Below are 24,066 nucleotides of genomic sequence, written 5' to 3' on the forward strand. Positions count from 1 at the left end.
AAAATGCTCCGCAGAGGAGCTTTACTTTGAAATATATTTATCATAAAATATACTGCATGTCAAAAAAAACACTGTTCGCATTTTTATTATTTATCCTAATAATTCCTCTCACACCCGTAACTACTTATGCACTGAGCCCTCTACAATCATGCGAACCACCTGGTATTTCTACCACTGAATCCTCTTCAGGCCAGTGGATATATGAATACGCTCATGGCGGTCTGCTACTTAATTTAGACTTAGATTTGGGTGAAGAAATCCATCAACAGCCTGCAAATAATAACTCTCTATCACCACGCAATCTTAATACAATAAAGGCTCAATACGTAGTTGCGCTTTGGGGCGGGCCACAAGATGTTAAGCTTTACAAAAAGATGAAAACTTCATCTTTTAAGAATGAATCAAAGTATACTGATTTCAATAAAGTTGTTTCCGTTAAGGATGGACAGAGTTTTATTTTTCCTACTACTTTCAACAACCAAAAGATTCAAACTTATCAATGTGGAAAATACTCTGTAGATGACTACCTATACCATCTCCTTAGCTCTGACACCACACCTCACCTTGCCCCTCACGTAACTCAAGCAGAGTTTACCGAACTAATGACCGAATTCGTCACAGCTTATGAGACGAAGAATGATATTACTAATAGCGAAATCGATATGACCTTCCCTGCCATCGAAACTGAGTTTCCATTTTTCTATAGAATTTGGCAACAGATAAAAAGTGCATTGAGATTTTAATAGAAATTACGAACGGCAAAGAACAAAAAGCTGTTGAATTGTTTTTTTTTCTACTTCTAAAAACCGAATCAACATTCTTTACTTACGCCATCAATGAGAATAGTTACCAGAATGATTTTCTTTTCAGAATATTCTGAGAATATTTTGAAAAACTGCCTTTTTACCTATCTTAATTACAATGGGAAAGCAGCATCAAAACTTACAGAATCTCACGTTGGAAGAAGCCTCCCGGCTCATTGATAAAAGTATTAAAAGTCTTAAGGATAAACATCGCATCTATATGGGTGAGATTGGAGAAGCAATCAATTATCGTTATTTATCCAAAGCTCGAAACATTAAATATCATCAGAACAAAGGAACTGAAAGAGTTGGTGGAAAAGACCTTCGACAAGTATTGACAGATATATTTAAGACATACAATCTGACATATGATGAAGTCAATGACGACATTCTTTTTGATGACACAGGAAATTCTCAAATGAATGGTACCAATATACGAGAACCAGTAGCATGGTATGTTTTTAATTACTTTACGCAATCAGTAAATAATCTCAATCGAGGGCTTATCATCTTCTATCCTCGAAAAGTAGAATTAATTGTAATTACCCCTAATGATTTTAATTTTAGAATAGCGTGGACAGGTGAGTATAGTTTTCGTGAGCCTTATCTTTTTCTTCATCTACAGATGGCGGATAAGCCTCATATCAAATCAATGTTTACCCTTTACTCTGGCATTACGAAACATTGGCATTCATATTTTATTGGAAATTTCTGTGGTATTCGTGGAGATGGAGCAATGATTGCCGGAAAAGGGTTGTTGGAAAAAGTTGCTGATGAAGAAGCCGCTATGAAAAAAATCAAAGAGGAAGTTGATCCTCGAATTGTACGTTTTGTTGACAATTCAGTAATCACCACAGAAGGTAAGATGATTACGTCCTTGGAGATGCTATCTTAAGAACTGTTCTTTCAATTTCCTTCTCGCATCTTCCCATATCGGTTTACCATGACCGAAACAAGCTTTATGAAAATCAAACTGAGTTACTTTATAAATAGATTGTATAGCTATTTCGGGATCTTCGTTCACTGGGGAGAGACCCAACTTCATGACGTTAGCGCATATGTCTCCGGCAATTAGTATACCTTCTTCTTTAAATAAGAGTGAAATATGGCCTAATGAATGACCAGGTGTATGAACTATATAGATACCACCCAACAGAGAAATTTCATCACCGCTATTGAGTTTTTCTTCAACGGGGGTTGGAGCGATATTTATAGGCACTCTTTGTATTTTTGTAAGGTATACCAATCGATTTATTATTCCTGGTGTAACTACATAAGGCACTCTTCCAGCCCGACCCTCTTCTACCAATTCAGCATCATTGGTATGCATAAATACCGGGGCATTAAAGTATACTTTCGCTTGATGTAGTTCCCCAGTATGATCAGGATGACAATGGGTAACAATAATTCGATTCACATTTTTTCCAGAAAATCCCAATTGATCTATTCCTTTGAGAAGTGTTTTAAAGCTACCACTATAGCCAGTATCGACTATGGTTAATCCATTATCTTCCAAGAGAATGAAGGCATTCACATACTTTAATTTTACCTGGAAAATTCGATCAGAGATTTTCAGAATTGACATGAAATGAGTAAAGCGTTATTCCCAAAGCTGAATTTACCGCTTTTTCTGATCTCTCTATTAATTCTCGAACTTTATCAATAATTTCTATCAGCTATTATTCTCACTCCTTTGAATTTCCATGTGATTTTCGCTGTTTTACTGACAGCCATTGGCTTAGGTTTTGTGGGATAGGGGTAGTATTCTAATTTCACTTCAGTTTTTCTGTATGCGAATTCTATATTCTCTTGGTATTATAGCGATTGTCATCATAGCTTTAAATTTTGCCTACACACGGTTTATACAAGATGAGGATAGTTCTTCTAATGGCAAAGCTGTTGTGCAGAATGTTGCCGATAAAGGTGGTAGGACTATTACCCTTCGTTACCTGAACAAAGCTGAGAATAGATATATCCACGAACCGATTCTGATTCCTTTTGCCCAGGATAAAGAGATAACCCTTGATTTTCGGAAAATAAATATGTATACGATTCACTTTGCTAATTCGGATGCTTCAAAAAGTAATAGTGAAAAAATAGGACGTTATGCTGAGATCCTATCAGGTGATGCGTTAGTGACTTCAAAGTATCATGGTAATAAGGTGCTCTGTAAGCAAGGCTGTACACTGTATGGAAAAAGTGTATCCTTTTTTCGTTCTCAGCATGATGTCGTAAAGGTTCGCGTTGCCTATTGGAGAAAATCAGATAATTTCATACCAAATACCAAGCATAATGTATGGATTAACTGTAATAGTAAGAGTTGTGAAGAAAGCACTACTATCAGATCACGAGAACCGCGATCATTTGATTTTACCTTTCCATCTAATTCACGGAAGAAGTATGAGCACAACATTGTATTTCCCAAGTATTTTCGTAAAGTAAAAGTAACTGGAGTAAAAGGTACCCTAAAAGTATATTGTTGCTCCCGAATACATACTCTATCTCCTGGACAATCAGCTTGGATTAGGAATTCAACTGGTTCACTTATTTTGAAGCTTGCTTCAGACGACCCTCAGGCTACACTCAGTATAGATGTCGCAAAGGTTCAATAACATCCTGCTCTGATTACTTGCGAGATCTTCCGTTACCTTGTTTGAGGGTTGGATTTTTGGCAGTAAAGAAATCATAGATCTGCACAGCTAATAGAATAAGAGCAATAATGAATACGAGATTGAAGGCGTAATCAAAGATTTTCCAACCAAACAGTATCCATTTGAGGAGTTGTAAGGCCCAGTACACGACAAAGAGGATAATGGCTCCAACGACAGAACCCCAGAACATATCTTTAAGGTGATGAGTGGGAATATTTTTTACCAAGTGGCTAAAGGTCGCTTCACGTGCTTGGCGCAAGTTATTGGTCATTGAAGAGAGGTGACGATGAGCGTCTCGTTCTTGTTGGATAAAAGGAAAGATTGAAGTGGTAATGGTTTTTTCCTTCCAGATCGGCCCTGAAGCTATATGTTGGGTAAATTGGTTAATATCAGCTCCATAGCTATCCCCCTCTATATCGGCAGTGAAGTTTTTGAAATGTAGTTTTACAGCTGGACCAAAGTCAGGATCATTAGGAAAAACCGGGTAATGAAGGATTGTCCATTTTAGTTTTTGACTAGCTAATTTGTGTGCATCAAAAGAATCAAGAAGAGTATTCGTCGCTAAAAGCTGTCCGAGATTATGAAAGGTCTGTTTGGCCTTTGATTGAGGAATAATGACCTGTTTCGCTTTTTCATATTCTTTCAATACGGGCACACGATATTTGTCTTTACGAGCAATGAGACGGCCCTGGATAGTTGGATTGTTCCCCAGAGTTTTATCGTTTGCAATCAAGATGCAATACTCTAATTTTTGATTGAGGAGCTTATCTACAGTATTAGCAGCTTCATTATCTTTTCTTAGTCTCACTTCAAGTCTAGCTTTTTCAAATAGGGTGTCGATTCTTTTAGGGAAATATCTGACGGTGGTAGTACAGATATTTAAAGCTTTACTCACGTTGCCCAAAAGAAACTGACACCGGGCTTGCATATTGAAAGCATCTCCAGCGTGTTCTTTGATGATATTTAATGCAATTTCTCCTCCTAATGCCGTCTGGCTACGTCTAGAGGTATCACTGGACTCAGCCAGGGCATATTCCCCTGCCCGTCTGAAGTAGTTTTCAGCCTTGGTGAGATTGGCATGGTGGGGTGAGAAGAAGTGGATTATGCCCATACGATAAAGAGCAAAGTAATCCGCCGGTTCGATCTCGATAGCTTGACTGAAGTTACGATACGCATCATGGAACCGGTCTGGGAATTTGGTGCTGTTATGGAGATGTTTGAAGCCTTCTTTGAGTTTATATTCTCGTTCTTTTTGACTATCAGGAATCGCAAGTCTTTGGATAACGGATTCCAAATATTGATTGGTTCTTTTTGTTTCTTCAACCAGAGCAGCACTGTCGCCCATGATCTGTGAAAGCAGCTCAATCATCACCTCCTGATTATTCCCTAGTCTAGTAAAACCAGCTTGAAGATTTTTCGCGACTACCTCGGTACTTCTAGTAGTGGCGTGGAGCTGTGCCCGAGTGCTTTGGGCGATAAGTTCAGATTGATCATTGATAGCACGCTCTAATTGTTCTTGCCCGCGAGTGAGGTCTTTGAGGTACCGTCCATTTTTGATTTGCTGTTCCCATTGATCAGATGAGGTTAAATCGGGCCAAAATGTTGACATGTGTGCAATGGTTTATATGACGGAGTGGAAAGACCGTTAACTTACATATTTTGAGTTAACGAACCAACAATAATCACCCACAAAGATCATGCAAATCATTCTTTTCCTTTAGATGCCACATGTTTTTACGAACTCGCCCGAATTCGGATAAATAACAGAATACTAGATTCATTGTATTGTTGTAGGAAGGCGATATATGCTACTATCATACTTAATGATAGAAGGTTCTCTACAAAACGGCGATATAGAGTTTAAGGCTTTAAACAATAGTTATGAATTACTTGAAGGACACACATTCCCTGAAGTTGATCCGGGGATTAGAAGTGAGCAGAGGGATCTTCGGGATGAAGGTATTCGTTCAAATCTAAAAAATCAACGAATTGACGAGCAAATGAAAGCCTATATTGATGCAGGCATAGCTACTGAGGTTGATTTCCTTGAACGAGATTCTAATGACGTACACTCTTCAAAAATTGGAGACAAGATATTTAGCCTTAAAATGAAATATCGTGAGCAAGGTCTTGATTTTCAGACTGCCTCAGTATGGAATGAAACTGGTGATGTAACTGGTTATCGATGCTTTACTATCAATAGGGAGCTATCGCAAGAACAGATTGAACGTCAAGAAGAAATCGAATTTATTGCAGAAAAAAGATATCAAAGAGGTTGGCAATATGAAATTGAAGAGAGAGAACGCGGCTATCAGGGCGAAGTAGAAGCTGGAAATATGGTCTATTTAGGACAGCTCAGCGACGCTGAATATTTTTCAATTAGACGTGAGCTTGCTATTCCATTTGGTGATATTGAGACTTTGCCAACTTTTGATGAATTAGGAAATCCAGAATCAGATCAACAAAAAGTTTTTGTCTATGTAAACCCTCAAAACTAATCTATGTTTGCTAGTCAAACTTTTAGTAACTCACTAATGAGCTGATCGAAATATTCGTGGATAATGTATAATCAAAGGACTAATCAAAAACAAGCCTGTCAACACTTTGACAGGCTTGTTTTGTTTTTCTTGAGAAACGTAGACATGAAAGACTTGCCCTGCACACATCTGCTATTGATTGGTGTGCCTCTGGCTTGAGATCCATCTGTTGTTGGGTAAGATGATCTCAGCCACCCCGGCGCCTTTCATGTGCAAGATAGCCACCTGACAACACATTGATGTCGTGTCGGTGTCTGGTGGCATCTTGGCGGGGAATTCCCCCTGCACCCCTAAGATTTTATTGTTTTTACCTTCAAGAATCTTTCTGCCTCTTCATAATCTCCCAAATGTGCACGCATTAAGCTCTTCCAAAGGCGACCATGGTTTGGGACAAAACAATGAAGTATTTCGTGCACAATAACATAATCCACCACATCATTGGAGTATGAGAGCAACTCGTGGTTGAAGGTGAGATGTTTTCGAGTAGAACAAGAGGCCCATTTCCTCTTCATCGGACGCACTGTCGTAGAATTGATATCTGCATCAAGTTTCTCAGCCCAGTGATATACTCTTTCTTTAAAATCAGCTTTAGTCACAAGTCTTAAATCTTATGCGCTTTCTTAATGATGGTGAATAGATGCTCCACAATATCGGTCGCTATATTTGGATCATCTACCTGCGACAACACTGCAAAGGTGACCTTCCGACGTAATTCCCTATAATCCCGCTCACTACTTACCCAGTTCACATGCTCAGTAAAGGCTCCCTTTATTCTTTTGCCTACTTCTTCGGCTTCTCCCACACCCACATCAAGTAACGTTCGATAGAAAAAGAAAGTAAGTCCATCAAAGCCTTTTTTAGACTGCTCCCTTCTGCGGCGGTTATCTTCTTCGATTTGTTTGAATAACTCTTGAAGGGCTTCAGAAGTGGTCATTTGCCGATTCTCAAAGCTTTCTTTAACTGTCTGTGCTCTGTCTGACATGGCAATAAGGAAGGGATCACCACTTTGTTCTTCTGCATTCTTTTCAATACTCTTTACCAAGTTAATGACCTTGGTATTATCGCCACCGGTTTTCTTTTGGATCTGCGAAATGGTGTCTTCATTTATTTCATAAAATTCATTGACCATTTCAATATCCGTAGCCCCTATTTTCTCTTGAACAAGCTCACTGGTCTTTTTTTGGAAATCCCTATCAACGTATACCCGTTTGGCATAAGCCCGGCTTACAACCTGGTAAATTGCACTCAGCGTTCCATAATCATCAATGTATGACCGTAAAAAGGCATCAGGAGAAATAATTTCGTAGAGCATTTCAATCTCTTTGTACTCTTTGAAAAATTCTTTTCGTCGGTCTTTATCACGGAAGTATTCGATCAGACTATCAACATCTTTATCATTAAAATTCTGTTCAATTAATGCCAGGTACTGAGGAGCTTTATCCCGCATTTTCGAGGCGAACAGTGTTTTGAGTAGTTTGATGTCTTTTACAATGGCGTTGATCTCTTCACTATCGAAGGCCAGGGCAGCTTCCAACTTGTCAAAGATCCCGACAAAATCTAATACGAATCCATGAGGTTTGACCATTTCCTGATCCTCATTTTCGTACGGCCTATTAACGCGGGCAATTGCCTGGAGAAGGGTGTGGTCACGCATGGGTTTATCAAGGTACATGGCGTAGAGAATGGGGGCGTCAAAACCAGTAAGAAGTTTTTCGGTCACGATGAGGATTTTCGGTTGCTCTCCATGTTTGGTGAATTCCCGGCGAATACGCCGCTCTTCTCGTTCGTCTATATGAAACTCCTTGAGAAGTTCTTTATCGTTGTTATTTCCAGTATAGACGACAGCTGAATAGTCTCCGGGCAGGTATTTATCAATCGCCTTTTTATACAAAGCACAAGCTTCTCGGTCTACTGCAACCAGAAATGCCTTATACCCTAATGGCTCAACATTCAGCTGATAGTGCTCGGCAACATACTTAGCCACCTTTTCAATTCGATTTCTCCCTTTGAGGAAATTCTTAATATTGACAGCACGATCCAGAATTTTGTTTAGCTCCTCAATGTCTGCCACCCCTTCTGATTCTGCCAAGGCCAAAAATTCATTTTCAAGGTCTTCTACTGGGACCAACATTTCATTGGGAGCCAGATTGTAGTACAGCGGAAGTGTTGTTCCATCAGCAATACTGTCTTTGATTGTGTATTTATGGAGATAGCCCTGGGCGTCATCAACGCCAAAGGTTTTGAATGTACCTTTCCCGTAGGCAGTTTTATCAATTGGTGTCCCGGTAAAGCCAATATATGTGGCATTGGGGATACCAGCCATGAGATAGTTACCCAAGTCGCCTCCAGTAGTACGGTGAGCTTCATCAACCAGTACATAAATATTGGACCGGGTGTTAACGTTAGGCTTGAGATCACGGAATTTATGAATCATAGTCACGACGACACCGCGATAGTCATCACGTAATATCTTCTGAAGCTCTTTAATGTTGTAAGCATGTCTAACATTATTCAACCCCAAAGATGTCAGATTTTTAAGCATCTGGTCTTCTAACTCATTGCGATCAATCAAAAGAAGAATGGTAGGCTTTTCAGATTCAGGAGCCTTGAATAGTAATTCTGCTGCCTTGATCATCGTAAATGTCTTTCCACTACCCTGAGTATGCCACACCAAGCCTCTTGTTTTCTTGGCATCATGCGAACGCTCAACGACGGCCTCAACCGCCTCAGTTTGATGCTGGCGAAGAATGTACTTTTGCATCATCTCATCCTTTTCGGCGAAGATCACGTAATCCTTAACCATTTTAAGGAGTCGTGTCGGTTCACAAAATGATTTTACTTTAGATTCAAGATGTCCGATTTGCTCATCCTTCCAGTTAAAGATATTTCGGCGTACCAAATTCCAGGTTACACCATATGCAAAGCCTATTGATTCTGTTGCAGTAAACAACATTTGAGGAACGAACAATTCTGGAGTCTCACGGTGGTAGCGACGAATTTGATCAACCCCAAGTGCAATGGCTTCGTCTTTGTTGGCATTTTTACACTCGATGACTAAAATCGGCATACCATTAACCAGGAATACTACATCTTCTCGTGTTCCATATCGTCCATTGTTCCAATAGAATTCTTCGGTTACATGAAGTGTATTGTTTTCAAAATTGTCATAATCGATGAGTTTGAGATCGTATTCACGATTTTCTCCAGGATGAAAAAATGTAGCCTCATTACGGAGGTATTGGTGAAAATTTTGATTGCCCCAGATATCGTGATGGAGCCGAGAAAAATCTCCAATCAATGCTCCTTTTGACTCAGTATACTCTGGATTTAGTTGTATAACTTTTTCATATAGGTGATCAGTAAAAAAGGCTGAAGCGTTTTTGGCTTTTTCTGCTGGAGAAGTTTTTGACTGATCAAAACCGCGAAAGGATTCTGCTTCAGAGCGAGGGACAAATGTCCACCCAATTTCCTTGGCATATTTCAAGATGCGAGCTTGGACAGTTTTATGTTCTCCTGGTTTAGGCATAGGCTTCAGACTTTTCTAGTGTATCAAAATCTAAATTACTTACCGAAATTTCTGCGGTCATTAGTTTGTGGAGAAGAGTGCGAAATAAGGATTCAAGAGATTTCTTTTTTTTCTTGTGAACAGATAATTTATCATCAATGGAATCTAAAATTTTAGTCATTTTTATTTGCTCTTCTAGACTTGGAACTGGCACTAAAATACTTCTAAAAGTGTTCCGATTTAATGTTGGGACTGCAACCCCAGATTTGTACTTTTCCAGCTTCAAATTGTTAAGCTGATAATAGCAAAATTTAGGATGGTTCCCGTGAAAATCCTTCACATATAAAACAACATTATGGGCCCAAAAGTCATTAGAATAAAAAGTGGCTTTCCCAGCAGAAGAACCACTCCTTGTAACTGTAACTCCTGGCCCTGTTACATTGGCCTCGTTATGGTATCCAATTATTGAGATTGCTCCAGCAACTGGTATTTCTCCCTTTATAAATTCTTTTTTCGTCAGATCTTTCCCCCTTTGGAGGGTGGTAAATTTATCAAACATTACCAAAGTCCAGCTCTCAGGTATTGGGCCAATCTCTGTCATCTTCTTTGGCTCACTCTTTATTCCCTCTGTGAACAATTTATGCACCAAAGCTTTTTTCAACTCTGATGTTAATTCAATCAGTTGATCTTGCAACTCAATAGCTTGCTGAACTGTAGAAAGGACATATGCTATTCTTCTTTGTTCAAAAATACCTGGAGTGGGAAGCTCTATTTCTTGAAAGTTACTTTTATTCAAGATCGGAAGCGTGGTCTTAACTGAAGCTTGGACCAAAATAGGTCGGTTATAGAGAACTAAATAGTAAATAAAATCAGGATCATAATTTTCATTACATATAATAGCGTTAATCTGTTGGTTAAACGCTGAAACTTCATCAGTTGTCATGCCAATCTTTCCAATATTTCCAATGCATCCCACAAGAACAGCGTTTTTTGGTAAAGTCCTAGCCACTTTTATTCCTTCTTCCGTCAGTAGTTTGTGTGAGGTTTTAATAGATTTCCCTCGATCCAAATCTTTGGGAGAAATAAGTTTATACGAACCACCATAGAATTCCTTTTTTTTGCTACTAGGGGTTGTACCAGTAAGAATTCTCCCGAAATCTTTGATCTTATGCTTGACCCATTTATCTTTCATATACCTAGCTTTTCCAAAATTGAAAATATTTGTCTATTCACATCCTCAGCATCTTCTTCAAGAGTATTTATTTCATCTATTATCTCTCTAATTGGTCTATACTCCTCTGTCTCCCTGGCATGTATATACCGGCTCGGTGAAATATTATAGTCGTTTTTTGCAATTTCTTCTTTGTGTACTATTCGACTTAATTTCTCTTCCTCATCTTTCCAGTTTGTGAAAATGCTACTGATGAGTTTGATTCCTTCATCAGTGATAAAGTTTTTAGGATCTCCTTTTTCGAAGACTTTACTTGCATTAAGTAGGAAGATTTTATCCTTTCGCTCAGCCGGTTTATCCTTTTGAATGAAGACAATAATCCCCGGCGCTGAAGTGTTGTAAAAGAGGTTTTCCGGTAGGTAAATTACCCCCTCGACCAGATCATTATCTACAAACCACTTACGGGCATCTTTTTCTTTGTTCGTGTTGGCATTACCTGATCCACGAGATGCCGCCCCGGTATCAAGGACTACAGCAGCCCGACCATTTTCCTTCAAGCTAGCATAAATATGTTGCATCCAAGCCCAATCAGCATTACCTCCAGGATTTTGACTAAAGCGGTCATAGGGATCATTTTCAAAGAATTCTTCTCCAAGATATGGTAATGAATCCCTATTTTGATTCCACATGGGATTAGCAACTACTCGATCAAATTTCTTAATTCTGTTTCGGTCGATTAATTTTGGATTCTTCATCGTATCTCCCAATTCGATCTCTCCCTCCATATCGTGAACGATCATGTTCATTTGAGCCATTGCCCAGGTCTCGGGGGTAAATTCTTGCCCATACAATTTTAGTGGCGATATTTTGCCTTTACCAGCAAACTTTTCACCCAGGACAATCTGATTTTTAATAAGGAGCCCACCCGACCCACAAGTGGGATCATAAATTTCCATTCCGGGCTCAGGGTCCATTATTTTCGCCATAATAATCCCAACCTCGGTGGGAGTATAAAACTCACCCGCACTCTTTCCGCTGTTTTCTGCGAACTTACGGATAAGGTACTCGTAACTTCGGCCGATAACATCAGGCTCAACATCCTTGATACCCAGCTTCTTTTCGCTAATTTTTTCAATAAGATTTGAAAGGCGATCATCATCAATATCACGCTGCCCATGCGTGGTAGCATTGAAGTCCACACGATCAATTATTCCTTGGAGGGTTGGGTTTTCTTTGGCAATATCACGGAGAATGGTAGTGAGTTGCTCGCCAATTTTACTCGCCAATTTTCTAATCACTGACCACACTGGATCGTCATGATTATCTGGGGTCAAAGGTAGGTAAAAACGAACAAGATCATTATCAAGTTTTACCAAAGCAAATGCCTTTTTCCTGGAACCAACTTCTTTTGCAATACGGTCTAGTTCGTCATCAAATACATCACAGAGACGTTTAGTAAATATAAGAGGAAGAATGTAGTCCTTAAACTTGGGGGCATCTTTCGCTCCTCTGATACTACAGGCTGCACCCCAAATCCATGATTCGAGTGATTTTTGTTCCGTTCCGTTCTTAGTTGTATTCGCCATATCTATTTCATAATCACTTCAAACACCAGATCGTGCTGATCTGGATTCGAGTTTTTTCCTGGCTGTTCAAAATTGATCAACGCACCAGCCTGAGCCTCTAATAGCTCCATGTAATTTCTCAGCTGTTGTACTTCTAGTTTGCCGACATTTCCAACCGCCTTCAATTCCAAAACTACAATCTTTTTGCTAGCTTTTATCACAATGTCCGAAAATCCCTCGCCGACATAGTATTTTTTGTAGGTCATCTCCAGAACCTTCTCTCGTTCATGCTTGTATCCGGCCAAACGGAGACCAACTTCCATGGCTCTTTGATCCACCACTTCACGATGACCAGAGCTTTACTTTTTATATGCATCACAGGCAATTTTCTCCACATCTTTGAGCACCTTATCCATACCAGAAAGTATCTCACGCAACTAATCCCTGGATAGTGCACTACCGGATGGTCTCAATCTCTAATGCTTTCTTTTTGTCGAAAGAATCAAGCTGTATTCCAAGCCGCCTCAGGCGATACTTCCTCCCATCAACTACCACTCCCTGAAATTTTCCCTTCCGGTGATACGAATCAAGTCCGTCAGCTTTAAGTTTTTCCTCAAAGTCAGCGATTGACTTGGATTGTTCTAAGACAGTCTGGACTCGCTGAAAGACTTTTTCCTTGGTGGTCTGCTGGCCGGTATTTAGTTTGTACCAATACTCCCGGTCAGAGAGTTGGGGCGAAGTAGCTCGACCATGAGCAACTACTGACTTACTCAGTTCTGGGTAATATTCCTGCTGGTAGTCCTGGGTGTGTTGTTTGAGCTCACCAAAAGCCTGCTTAGACAACCGCATAGCTTTACCAGATTTATACTCCACGCCACTGACACAGAGATGGACATGATAATGATCTTGGGACAGGTGAATAACACCCATATATAAGCCATTGGGATTGCGCTTGGCTATGTACTCCCTGGTCATGTCTTCTATCCCTTCCAGAGTGAGGTAAGGCGTATCTTCAGGGTGCCAGGAAAGAATTTCATGGGTAAGGATGACACTATTTTTGCGGCGGTGTTGCCGGTAGCTTTCATTGACTTCAAATTCATGAACCCAGGTCTGAATATCATTACCTGAGAGATTATGGAGCATGATCCGGCTATCAGGTACTCGTTCTTCGCTGTGGATCATGTAATTGAGTAATTGACGGAAGGCTTTGTTCTTCCGTGATTTAACTTTGATGATCATGATGATGGTCTATGCCATCAACTAGGGTGTGCTCATTATGATAGTTTTGGTGGGTGGTGGAAAGCATCGTGAATGATGGTTTCCATGTGATTGATCCTCTCAGCCAGATCCAGGTAAGCCTGGTTGAGTTCTGGTAGATTTCGCTTGTGAACATGCCGGGCAATCATGCGAATGTCGGTCTGACACAGACGCAGGCGTTGCTCCAAGCGACTGACTGGTTCACGGTCAGGTACCAGGTAGGTCTGATTGAGATAGGATAAGGCTGCGTGTTTGATGAACGATGGTAGTGAGTAATGATGTTGCTGGGCGGCGTGAGTCAGTTTCAACCAGTCTGGTTTAGCCAAAGTAATGGTTACCTCTGGTCGTTCTTTGCGTTTTTGTTTGCGGTACTTACGTTGATATTGACGTTTGTATTCTTTTTTGACAGCTTCGATAGCTTCTTCATTCCCTGATTCTAAAACTCCTGATTGCTCCAAATATTCCCACATACCGGTATTCCGGCGAATAGGTTTAGGCATAGAAGGATATGATTAGGTGTTGGATAATTGAGTAAGGGCTAACAGTCCTCGTTGTTGGTAGTAGGGTTTGAGGTTTAGTAACATGGGCGGATAGTTTCCCGCCATGAGTAAGCCTTGATTCTGCTTCATGGTGCGGACTTCATCGCGGGTGATCAGTGGTCTGGTCTGAGTGCGTCCCTGGTTATCCTCATACTGGTAGCGTCCTAGTCTCTGCTCCAACTCTTCCGACGATCTCCCAGATTGTCCGGTGAAATAGAGCTTAGCAAAACAGTTACCTGCAATCGTGCTGGCCTCGTATGGCCCGAAATTGTGAACGAGCTGGCTCATCTGCTGTATCCCAAGCAAGATTCCGGCTCGGTACTTTCTCACATTACTGATCACATTGCCCAGTGAAGGCAAATACAACACCCCTGCTTCATCAATCAAACAAAAGACATCCTGGTGCCAGGGTTGTGGCATTCGTACCAGCAATTCCCCGAATAGTTGCTCAAAGAAGAGCGATGATAGCATTGCGTAGTAAGCTTGATCGGTAACGGGATTCTGGATGAACAGTACTGTTTTCTTTAGACGAAATTCGTGCAGAGCAATCGTGTCATGATTGGTTACCTCAGCCACGGCCTCATCGGTGAAGATGTGTAATGCGCTAGATACAGTTGCGATAATGCCCGCTTTGACTTTGTTATCATAGGCTTGGAAAGTCTTGAACTCAGCGCGGAGCGACAAATTATCTGAAGCTTCAACTTTCCTGGTGAAGAAGGCTTCATCACCACTGAGTTGATTGAGATAATGACGCACCTGGCGGAAGGTCTGGCGTTCACGGACTTCAGCTTTGACTAGGGTAATCAGGAGAGTAAGTAAGGCCGTGGCTTGCAGGTTCCAAAAGGGATCACCCTTAACCCCACCTAATGCCGTCCGAATCACCAGACTGGATACCTTGTTAATATCACTGGATGACCTGGCCCGGTAAAGAGGATTGAAACGGTCTGAATGTTTTGGATCGGCGAAGTTTAAAGTCTTGATGATATATCCTCTTCGCTTGAGAGCTGGGGTGGTCAGTTGTGCCAATTCACCACTGGGGTCATGGCAGATATATGAAGCATTCATTCGTAATAGGGATGGAACAAAGACCACTGATGATTTACCAGATCCGGTTGATCCGATCAGGAGGGAATTTTTGTAGGAATCTTCCACTGACAGACTCTTTTCACCCGTCAGACAGAAGCCTTTAAGGTTGCGTTTCAGTAAACTCTTGGGACTACCAAATGAAGCTCCGTAGCCTTGTTTTTTCTTTGGGAGACCATTGGGAAATATCCAGGTAAACAGTGCTTCAAAAAATTTTTCAACGAAAAAGAAGGCCGTATCTACAATGCCTTCAATAAGTCTCAGAATATGGTGCATAAGCCTTGCGCTATGCTTGGGTGTGCAGTATTTATTATATCATAGTAACCTATTCAGGTAGTAGGCCCATTAATCCTCTTATTCCATTTTCCGAAAATTCTTTAGGAATTTTTGTGCTTTGTACTAAATACTCCAGCGTTGCAATAGCAAAATTCACCAGCATTGCATTAGTTGAGACGAGATGATTGCTATATGACCAATCAGTGTTAGTATCAAAATTCATAAATGCTTGTTCTTTAAGGATTATTGGAACTTTGTGTGCGAAATTCGGCTTACTCAAAATTTTTCGTACCAATTCGAGAAACTTTGGCCAATTAGGCAATGAAAGATCCTTTGGTAAATATTCGTCATCTCCCGATTGCTGTGAAAATGCTCGTTTACGTAGCTGATCCCAGTAGGCGTAATTCTCCACTCCACCCCAAATAATAGCTTTTAAATCAGCATCCAATTCATCTTTTGAAAATGAAGTTAAGCTTTGGTTGAAAAGCATCACCACAATTTGGTTCAAGCTAATTGCAAACATCGAAGCACTATCAAGTATGAGGAGTCTATGGTCAGGATTATCTGGATTTAATTCTCTCCACATAGACCGTAAGTTGCTCACTAAAGTTCTCAACTGGACATTGGACTCAGTTTCATTCCAAAAACCAGTTTGGAGATAGTCGATGAGGGTTTCTAGCCTAGGATACTTCCTTCTCAATGCAAAGTATTTATCCCAGTGATCTCCCATTGCCAGAGCACTATTATGCACATTCAGGTAATCAGCTGTCGCCTTGGAGAAAGTTTCAAAATCTGTAACACTAAATAAGTGAATTCCTAGTTCTTCGGCTACAAGTTTATGGTCTTTTTCTAAATTATCCTTTCCCAAGATAATTGTACCCTTTTTTGCATTATAAAAATCCATTACTCCCTTAATCCAAAAAACACGAGTAATAGCAGATATTTTTTTGCTTGATTTACAATCGTAAATGAAAGAAAATAGCTTCCCGTCAGTGTTTGGTACCAAACCGAGCACATCGAGATCGGTCAATTCCTTACGAGAAGTGGAAATCTCTTTTCTTGATTGGAGTTTTACCTCCATCTGAGGGTACCACTCTTTCTGGATCAAGTAACGAACAACATCTTCTTTTATAAATTTATCTTTAATCATGCATTTGCTGCTTTAATAAACAAATTTTCCAATTCTTCCTTATGCTCTTCTGAGAGTGGGACTGTCTCGGTTTGACGCAATTTAGCGGCTGAAATTATTGACTCAATATACGTTTGCTCTTTTTGCAGAGCAATTTGTGCCTCTTCGTTAATCTCAAGTGAAGAAAATCCCCCAGTGTCGAGCATCTCTATAGCTGTGTCTAATGCTTGACGATTCTCTTCGTTTTTAATGAGTTGAAATTGATATCGGTTACCACTTGTCTGAACTAATTTGCCCACTTTCATGACACTAAGGTTTCGATATTGCTCCATAGCTTCAGAATTTGACCCAATAAACCCTCTGCTTCTCAAAGCGTTAAGAATGGCTCTTGGATTACGGATTCGATATTCCTTTGGCAAAAGCTGCCCTTGCCTAACAGCAGCAATCAACGCCATAGCTCGTTCATATATAACCCTATTAGCAGGATTGAGCTTTGTTGATCCAGGTGCCGGAGTAAAGAGAAAGAAATTTTCCCCTTTGTGTTTAGTAGTAATTGAAGGTGGTTTTACTTGTCCATCTTGTGCTAAGCGCTTAAGAAGATTTATTTCATCCTGTGTAACTTTTACGCCATTAATTTCTTCCCTAGTTTCAATTAAGGCTAAAGGCCATCCTTGGGCCTCTTCAATAAGTTTAAGAATCTTTTGAATCTGACTTGAACCTGATTTTGCTACCAAATCGGCATAGAGATCTGCATTTTGAGCAAAAAATATTGGAGACAATAAGACATCTTTGCCACGAGCACGTTTGGTTAGAAGGTATCCTCCCTGTTGACCAATATCAAGCCCACGTTTTACGAGATTTTTCTCTGCGCCTAGATCATACAACGTATCGGAAAAAGTCGGCGCTTGAGAGAGTTTAGTGAGAATAACTAAAGCTAAGTCTTCCGATTCATTATATTGAGTCTCATTTTCGGCATACTCACCCACACGATCATAAATATCTTCAAAAAAAGGAACATCCGGAATTACTGTTTTAATACGAGTTCCTTCAGTATCTAATTTCACAAATTCTATTTCGGCCAGAGCATACAGCAAATTGGGTAATATTATGCCGGGGATGTTGAAGTAATAGGGAGCCGCAAGCTTAAGAATTTCAAACTTGATGGGAGGTAAATCACGGATATGCAAGGAAAGGTTTACCAGCATTCCCACTTTTGTGAGTTCATCATATTCTGGAACTTGTGTTCTACCGAGCGAGGTTGTTATATCATAAGAAACTGATGCTTTTTCTGAACGGTTCATTTGGTTTTGGGAAACATGTTGTTTGTTGTTTGTGAAGGCGCAAGTGTATAATTTTCCAAAATTAGACAAATAATTAATCAAGCCCATGAGTGAACTAGTAAATATATTGACCATTACCGCACGATTTGAATCACAGGCAATGAGTTAAGTACCTCAGACCTTTTAAAAAGCACCCTTCCCCCAAAACGGATAAAGGGAATCTTTCCTTCTCGTTTCTTCGCATGAATATTTTGCGGAGTGGTCTGGAGAAGTTCAGCCACCTGCTTTACGTTGAGCAATTCCTCTAGTGGTAGTTGTCCCGGTATGGGATGATCCTCAAAGTATCTTTCGATCTCTTGGCGGAAGATGTCTCTGAGTTCTTGTTCACTGAATTGGGTGAAAGATACTTTTTCCATAGTGTTTAGTTTTTTGGCAATTACTCAATCTAATGAGGCAGTAGAAACCATCCGCCTTCCTCCCTGCTCCTTTTTTTCATATCTTCCAGACCTCTTTACGCCCTGAAACAACCCTATGGCCAAATACATCTCATCCTGGAATCAATTAGTCGAAGGAATTCCTTACACTCCAGGTGAGTTTTTAACTGCCACAGAGCGTCTCATTGTGTCCCGACAATTGCCCAATGTCAGCATGAGGCGCGTTACGCATGGCAGAGGCAGTTTAGGTAGACGACAGTACCTTCGGGTAAAACACCGGTCTACCTATATTGATATTGGTGCTATGCCCTATGGTGATGGCTTTGCCGTGTCATGGGTACATGAATCAGATCGCAGTGGAGACTTTTACGCGAGGATTTTCAATTTCTTTATCTGGCTATGGGGACTTATCCCCGAAATAGGCAGACGTGCCAATCCAATTATCAAAACCGCTAGGGATTTTGCTCAAAAGGATAAGCGGACACTTTATCACATTGATGATGAAATCATGTTTCAGAAGATGGTGCATGACTGTGTCGTGAAAACCTTAAATGATATTACCGACGGTCGTGGCAGTCGTGGCCAGCGTCCAATATATTAACTATGTCTACTCACCATAGCGACATACTATCCAAACGATTCTATGACTGGGAAGTCTGGGGACGAGGCTGGTTTGTCCATGGTGAACCGATCTTCCCTGAACCCCCGTTTACCCCTTTCCCTGGTCATAGTATTGTCGCTACTAAACCTAAAGACGATACTTTCCGGCACAGTATCAGTAGCTACATTCTCTCTGCTATCAAGAATAGGATAGTAGGTAAGCCGGGAGATAATAGTGAAGAGGAACAATCCGTGGCTTTACCGAAGATATTTCCCGTTGTTGAAGAGTTGACAGAACTGGTCATGGCCATACCGCCAGACTTTACGGTATCTCCATCGGTCATGGAGCAGTTCTTGGTGATGATTGCGAGTACCAAGTCTCCTGTTTCCTTTGAGATCGTTGGTACCCATCAGCATATATTCTTTCAGTTTACCTGTCGGCTGTCTGAGGCAGGCTATGTCAGAAGTCAGCTCAAAGCCTTCTTTCCGCAAGTAGTGGTACAAGTTGCTGATGGTTCGTTGTATGGGGCTTTAGCCAGAGAAGAGTGTCTCAGTGTTACCTTAGAACTAGGACTGACGGAAGAGTTCATGCGTCCTATCAATATGCCAACCCAATTGGACGTTGATCCCTACACCGCTATTGTTGGTATATTGGATGACTTGGACGAACATGAGGTAGCTGCTATTCAGATCCTGTTTCATGGAACAGAACGTCCCTGGGCTGATAGTGTGATCCGGTCAGTAACCACCAGCCGGGGAGAACCGTTCTTTCTCGATGCACCTGAGATGACCACGCTTGCCAAGGAGAAAGTAAGTCAACCACTGATGGCCGTCAATGTACGTTTGATTGCCCAATCAAGAGATGAAGCGGCCTATGATCTGGCCGCATTACTAGGGAATGCTCTGGTGGCAGGTACGGAACGAGTGGGATCAAATGCTCTGCAAGCCTTAGAAGCTGACGGCTTGGAGCATGTTAAATTCCTAACGTCATTGATCGAGCGTACCACCTATCGCACTGGAATGATTCTTAACGTCAGGGAATTGATGGGCTTGGTCCATTTGTCCGGGAATCTGCCGTCGAATAAGCTGGTACAGTTTAGTAAGAGTAAACGAGCACCAGAGATAACAAATATTGAGGAATATGTTATTGGCTACAATCCTCATCAGGGAGAAGCTCATACTGTAGGGCTACCGTTGCCGGTACGACTTCGTCATATTCACCTCGTTGGTGCTACGGGGACGGGTAAATCTACCTTACTCGTCAATCTCATCCTTCAGAACATCCTCAATGAACCTTATGGCGGAGCCGTCCTTGATCCCCATGGTGATCTCATTGACGACATTGTCGCTCAAATTCCAGAACACTTACAGCATAAATTTATCCTGATTGATCCCAGTGATGATCTCTACTCCATTGGGTTTAATCTGTTATCCGCTAACAGTGAACATGAGAAAGTTATGTTGGCCTCTGACTTGGCCGCTAGCTTTAAGGCCCAGACGACCAGTTGGGGTGATCAGATGGATACCGTCCTTCAAAATGCCATTGCAGCTTTCCTTGAGAGTAGTCGCGGCGGCACTCTGATTGATCTGCGACGATTTCTGGTAGATGAGAAATTCAGGAAGCAGTTTCTCACCACGGTTACCGATCCCTTGATCGTCTCCTACTGGGAGAAAGAGTTTCCCAAGTTACGTTCTGGCTCAGTGTCATCACTGTTGTCCCGGATGCAGTTGTTTCTGCGGCCCAAGCCCGTCCGCTACATGCTCATGCAAAAAGAGGGGCTGGACTTTAATCAGGTAATGAATGACGGGTTAATCTTGTTAGTCAAACTCTCACAGGGTCTCATTGGTGAAGAGAATAGTCATCTATTAGGATCAATGATCCTCACCAAACTCTATCAGTCAGCCTTAGGCCGACAAGTCTACGACAAACACGAACGGGTGCCTTTCTTTGTTTACCTGGATGAGTTTCAAAACTTCATTACCCCTACCCTGGAGGGGATACTCTCAGGCGCAAGAAAGTACGGCTTAGGTCTCGTCTTAGCCCATCAGTCGATGGATCAATTGTATCGCCGCAGTCCGGCCGTAGCCAATTCCGTGATTGCTAACGCAGGTACCCGGATATGTTTTCGTCTCGGGGACAATGATGCCAGTAGTTTGCAGAATAGCTTTGCTGACTTTGATGCCAATGATCTGTTGTCGCTCAAGATCGGTGATGCCATAGTTCGTGTGGGTACCAAAGATCAGGATTTTAATCTCAAGACGCTGTTACCGGACAAGGTACCCCTGGCCACTGCCAGAGGGCGGTATCTGTCAGCTCTCCATATATCCAGTCTCACCTTTGGCACACCAATTCGGGAACTGGAAGAGATCCTTCAGCGAGAGTATGCGGGTGATAAAGCTGACAAGTCATCTATCTTTGAAGAGGTAGATTTTACCGAAGTACCCGACGAACCAGAGGTAAAACCAACCAGCAAGCCAAAGCCACCCAAGGAACCCCGATTTCTGTCTGCGCCACCACAGACCAAGACCAAACCAGTTGAGACCACCACTGATCCTGAAACAGCGCGGGAGGAGATCATTAAACGTGCCAAGCAAAAGGCGGAAGAAACTGAGCATCGGAGCCTTCAGATGCACATCAAAAAGGTGGCCGAAGGAATGGGATATTTGTCTGTCATGGAAGCCCCCACACCTGACAGAAAAGGTCGAGTTGATGTCCTGTTAACCAAAGACAAACACACCATTGCCTGTGAGGTAGCCGTAACCACCACCAACCAGCATGAACTGGGTAATATTCAAAAGTGTCTGACAGCGAAGTATTCCCTGGTGGTGGTCGTCTCAGAAAAGCCTAAGCGATTGGAGAACATAAAATCCTTGGTGGCGAAGTCAGTCTCCAAGACCGCCCAGAAGCGGATTCACTATGTGAATAAGGATGGTTTCTTTCAGTTACTCATGGAGTTGAAAGTTAAGTCGAAGAGTACGGAAAAGACGATTAAGGGTTATCGCGTGAAGTCTTCATATAAGGCGGTATCTGGGAAAGATGCACAACGGATGCAGGAACAATTGGCAGATATTTACATGAAGTCCAAAAAGTCAAAGCCCAAAAAATGAGTTGAGCTTGCTGAGCGTTTTGGTAAACGGTGGCTTCTTCCCAAGATTCCGTTCAAGTCGCCACAAGGTATATTCATCTACCCCAATCCGCCTAGCTACTACCTTCTGAGCTACACCTTCATATCGCCTATATCTTCTAATTTTATACCCCCATGATTCGTCATCCGACTCAGGATAATACCCTAAAAAGTTAATGATCTTTGGCCAGTTATGAATATGTGGTTCATTGTGATTTAACTCCCAATTAACCAGACAATCAGGGGTAATACTGAGTTGTTTAGCTACTTGTGTTTGATACAATCCCCGATCCATTCGCACTTTTCGCAAATGATCACCAACGGTATGTAAACTGGCTGGATAGCCGTATGGAGGCGGTTTTTGAGCTTTAATAGACAAGTGGCATTTTGGCAACACAACCTTGTCTCTGCGGATATTTCAACCATCCGACCCGAGACTGTATTTGCAATCCCATGCAAATCCAAAAATACATGGGGAAGATATCCGGTCCACTTATGGATCGCATCGATATGCACATTGAAGTTACTCCCGTTCCTTTTGAAGACCTTTCTTCCATGAGCAAAGGAGAAAGCAGCAAAGTTGTCCGGCAAAGGGTGATTGCTGCTCGTGAAATCCAGCAAGAACGCTTCAAAGATTATCCCGGCATCTATGCCAATGCCATGATGCCTAATCCCATGTTACGCACCTATTGTAAGATCAATAAACAGGGCGAAGCGCTATTGAAACTTGCGATGCAAAAGCTTGATCTTTCAGCCCGAGCCTTTGATCGGATTTTAAAGGTGGCGAGAAGCATAGCGGATTTGGCTGCGGCCAAGGATATTTCTCCTACGCATATTGCGGAGGCGATTCAGTACCGGTCGCTGGATCGGGAGGGGTGGGGGAAATAGGGAAGTTTTTGAAAGGCCTGCTAAAGCCTGTACTGATGAAAAAATGGATAGAGTTGTTTCTCGAATCTAAAGATTGATGTAGCCAAAATTGGCAAATTGCTATCTGTTTATTAAGTATCTTTGACCAAGTTTTAATCAGAAAAACTGGCAAAATATGAAGTCTTTTCTAGATGAATCAACGGGATACCTAACCCACATTACAGCACTTTTATTGAAAAGAGAATTATTTGAAGCCATCAAAAAGTTCAAAATTAATATCACTCCAGAACAGTGGGCCATACTCAATAGATTAAATGAACATCAAGGACTTACGCAAAATGAAGTCGCCAAAATTTCTTTTAAAGACAATGCCAACATCACCCGAATTATTGATAGGCTTGAAGCTAAGGGTTTGGTAGAAAGGAGAGCAAATCCCAAGGATCGAAGAATCTGGAAAATCTATATTACAGATGAAGGGCGAAAAGTTCGAGATTTAATCGAACCCCTGGCCATAGAAGTTCTTAAGAAAGCTACCAAAAATATAGACTCAAAAGAGGTAAAACTATACAATGAGGTGGCCAAAAGAATCGTGGCAAATTTGGAGAGATAATTTTTTTATCTATATATTTGTCACGACAAACATTGTCTAGACAATGTTTTTGGTATCAAGAACTATCTCTTAAACATTGGGTTAATGTCTCGAATACCAATTAAAAATGACATAACTGAAAAGCACTCCAAAGGGGTAATAACTATTCATTGGATAACGGCAAGCTTAATTTTTGTCTTATTCCCACTGGGTAAATACATGGCGGATTTGGCTCCAGAAAACAAACTGGATCTTATCAAAATACATGCAATTTTGGGGATACTAATCTTTAGCCTGACAATCGCCAGAGCGGTTTTGTTTTTTACAGTTAAGCGTCCGAAACACTTAGATACAGGATCAAAATTCAACGACTTATTAGCTGTGTTGATTCACTATTCCTTCTATTCATTGCTGCTGATCCTTGGGACTTCAGGGATTGCAACTATGATATCAGGGGGCTATATCGATGCATTAACAGCTGAACCCGTGATTACAGATCTTATTCGACCAAGAACTGAAATAAGCGCTTTGAAGTATCACAACATTTTAGCCGGGACGCTGATCATTCTTGTTTTCATGCACATCGCTGGTGTAATCAGATTTAATATCAAACATAAAACCAACGCTCTAAAACGAATTACTTGAAAAGAAAGCT

At 41.3% G+C, this 24,066-nt stretch carries 21 protein-coding genes and 1 pseudogene; 9 read left to right on the forward strand and 13 right to left on the reverse strand.

What is annotated here, in order from left to right; genetic code table 11:
* The first annotated feature begins 56 nt into the window (after nt 1-56).
* A complete protein-coding gene (locus R8P61_28270) occupies nt 57-743 on the forward strand; it encodes a hypothetical protein (protein MDW3651006.1) in 687 nt (228 codons plus the stop codon).
* Between the two features lie 178 nt (nt 744-921).
* On the forward strand, nt 922-1,698 hold the full coding sequence (locus R8P61_28275; protein MDW3651007.1) for a hypothetical protein: 777 nt from the start codon (nt 922-924) through the stop codon (nt 1,696-1,698).
* Here R8P61_28275 and R8P61_28280 read toward each other — a convergent pair.
* Nucleotides 1,690-2,388 carry an MBL fold metallo-hydrolase gene (locus tag R8P61_28280; GenBank protein ID MDW3651008.1) on the reverse strand — a complete coding sequence of 233 codons (699 nt, stop codon included), beginning with the start codon at nt 2,386-2,388 and terminating at the stop codon, nt 1,690-1,692. The two genes, R8P61_28275 and R8P61_28280, sit on opposite strands and share 9 nt — an antisense overlap.
* Nucleotides 2,389-2,593: 205 nt before the next feature.
* Between R8P61_28280 and R8P61_28285 the strand changes: the two genes are divergently transcribed.
* A complete protein-coding gene (locus R8P61_28285) occupies nt 2,594-3,415 on the forward strand; it encodes a hypothetical protein (protein ID MDW3651009.1) in 822 nt (273 codons plus the stop codon).
* Between the two features lie 13 nt (nt 3,416-3,428).
* On the opposite strand, the gene R8P61_28290 is transcribed toward R8P61_28285, so the two are convergent.
* A complete protein-coding gene (locus R8P61_28290; GenBank protein ID MDW3651010.1) occupies nt 3,429-5,063 on the reverse strand; it encodes a hypothetical protein in 1,635 nt (544 codons plus the stop codon).
* Nucleotides 5,064-5,259: 196 nt separating this feature from the next.
* On the opposite strand from R8P61_28290, the gene R8P61_28295 reads away from it, so the two are divergent.
* Nucleotides 5,260-5,952 (forward strand): hypothetical protein, encoded by a 693-nt coding sequence (locus R8P61_28295; protein MDW3651011.1) that lies wholly within the window; start codon nt 5,260-5,262, stop codon nt 5,950-5,952.
* 329 nt (nt 5,953-6,281) lie between these two features.
* Here R8P61_28295 and R8P61_28300 read toward each other — a convergent pair whose 3' ends face one another.
* The 11 genes and pseudogenes from R8P61_28300 to R8P61_28350 all read right to left on the reverse strand — a co-directional run bounded on the left by R8P61_28300 (nt 6,282) and on the right by R8P61_28350 (nt 18,212).
* Nucleotides 6,282-6,587 carry a M48 family metallopeptidase gene (locus R8P61_28300; protein MDW3651012.1) on the reverse strand — a complete coding sequence of 102 codons (306 nt, stop codon included), beginning with the start codon at nt 6,585-6,587 and terminating at the stop codon, nt 6,282-6,284.
* 5 nt (nt 6,588-6,592) lie between these two features.
* Nucleotides 6,593-9,517 (reverse strand): HsdR family type I site-specific deoxyribonuclease, encoded by a 2,925-nt coding sequence (locus tag R8P61_28305; GenBank protein ID MDW3651013.1) that lies wholly within the window; start codon nt 9,515-9,517, stop codon nt 6,593-6,595.
* Nucleotides 9,510-10,688 carry a restriction endonuclease subunit S gene (locus R8P61_28310; protein MDW3651014.1) on the reverse strand — a complete coding sequence of 393 codons (1,179 nt, stop codon included), beginning with the start codon at nt 10,686-10,688 and terminating at the stop codon, nt 9,510-9,512. Before R8P61_28310 ends, R8P61_28305 begins: the two co-directional genes overlap by 8 nt.
* Entirely contained in the window at nt 10,685-12,253 is a 1,569-nt protein-coding gene (locus R8P61_28315; protein ID MDW3651015.1) for a class I SAM-dependent DNA methyltransferase, read from the reverse strand. The genes R8P61_28310 and R8P61_28315 overlap by 4 nt, the downstream gene beginning before the upstream one ends.
* Before the next feature lie 2 nt (nt 12,254-12,255).
* Nucleotides 12,256-12,576: pseudogene (locus tag R8P61_28320) on the reverse strand (GxxExxY protein).
* A gap of 112 nt (nt 12,577-12,688) precedes the next feature.
* Nucleotides 12,689-13,471, reverse strand: a complete 783-nt coding sequence (locus tag R8P61_28325) for a relaxase/mobilization nuclease domain-containing protein (protein ID MDW3651016.1) — start codon at nt 13,469-13,471, stop codon at nt 12,689-12,691.
* Between the two features lie 35 nt (nt 13,472-13,506).
* Nucleotides 13,507-13,989 carry a hypothetical protein gene (locus tag R8P61_28330; protein ID MDW3651017.1) on the reverse strand — a complete coding sequence of 161 codons (483 nt, stop codon included), beginning with the start codon at nt 13,987-13,989 and terminating at the stop codon, nt 13,507-13,509.
* Nucleotides 13,990-14,001: 12 nt separating this feature from the next.
* A complete protein-coding gene (locus R8P61_28335; GenBank protein ID MDW3651018.1) occupies nt 14,002-15,387 on the reverse strand; it encodes a type IV secretory system conjugative DNA transfer family protein in 1,386 nt (461 codons plus the stop codon).
* A gap of 49 nt (nt 15,388-15,436) precedes the next feature.
* Complete coding sequence (locus R8P61_28340) at nt 15,437-16,537, reverse strand: hypothetical protein (GenBank protein MDW3651019.1); 1,101 nt, start codon at nt 16,535-16,537, stop codon at nt 15,437-15,439.
* Nucleotides 16,534-17,817, reverse strand: coding sequence for a hypothetical protein (locus R8P61_28345; GenBank protein MDW3651020.1), 1,284 nt, complete (start codon nt 17,815-17,817; stop codon nt 16,534-16,536). The genes R8P61_28340 and R8P61_28345 overlap by 4 nt, the downstream gene beginning before the upstream one ends.
* A gap of 113 nt (nt 17,818-17,930) precedes the next feature.
* Entirely contained in the window at nt 17,931-18,212 is a 282-nt protein-coding gene (locus R8P61_28350; GenBank protein ID MDW3651021.1) for a helix-turn-helix domain-containing protein, read from the reverse strand.
* Nucleotides 18,213-18,327: 115 nt separating this feature from the next.
* Here R8P61_28350 and R8P61_28355 point away from each other — a divergent pair, with 115 nt between their 5' ends.
* From R8P61_28355 to R8P61_28375, 5 genes are all read left to right on the forward strand, one after another.
* Entirely contained in the window at nt 18,328-18,831 is a 504-nt protein-coding gene (locus R8P61_28355) for a hypothetical protein (protein MDW3651022.1), read from the forward strand.
* Nucleotides 18,832-18,833: 2 nt separating this feature from the next.
* The gene (locus tag R8P61_28360; GenBank protein ID MDW3651023.1) at nt 18,834-21,938 is read left to right on the forward strand and encodes a type IV secretion system DNA-binding domain-containing protein; all 3,105 of its coding nucleotides are present in this window, start codon (nt 18,834-18,836) and stop codon (nt 21,936-21,938) included.
* Nucleotides 21,939-22,339: 401 nt separating this feature from the next.
* Nucleotides 22,340-22,843 (forward strand): ATP-binding protein, encoded by a 504-nt coding sequence (locus R8P61_28365; GenBank protein MDW3651024.1) that lies wholly within the window; start codon nt 22,340-22,342, stop codon nt 22,841-22,843.
* A 154-nt stretch (nt 22,844-22,997) separates the two neighbouring features.
* Complete coding sequence (locus tag R8P61_28370; GenBank protein MDW3651025.1) at nt 22,998-23,432, forward strand: MarR family transcriptional regulator; 435 nt, start codon at nt 22,998-23,000, stop codon at nt 23,430-23,432.
* 84 nt (nt 23,433-23,516) lie between these two features.
* Complete coding sequence (locus R8P61_28375; GenBank protein ID MDW3651026.1) at nt 23,517-24,056, forward strand: cytochrome b/b6 domain-containing protein; 540 nt, start codon at nt 23,517-23,519, stop codon at nt 24,054-24,056.
* Nucleotides 24,057-24,066: the final 10 nt, after the last annotated feature.

The organism is Bacteroidia bacterium, from assembly GCA_033391075.1.
Classification (GTDB): Bacteria; Bacteroidota; Bacteroidia; order J057; family J057; genus JAWPMV01.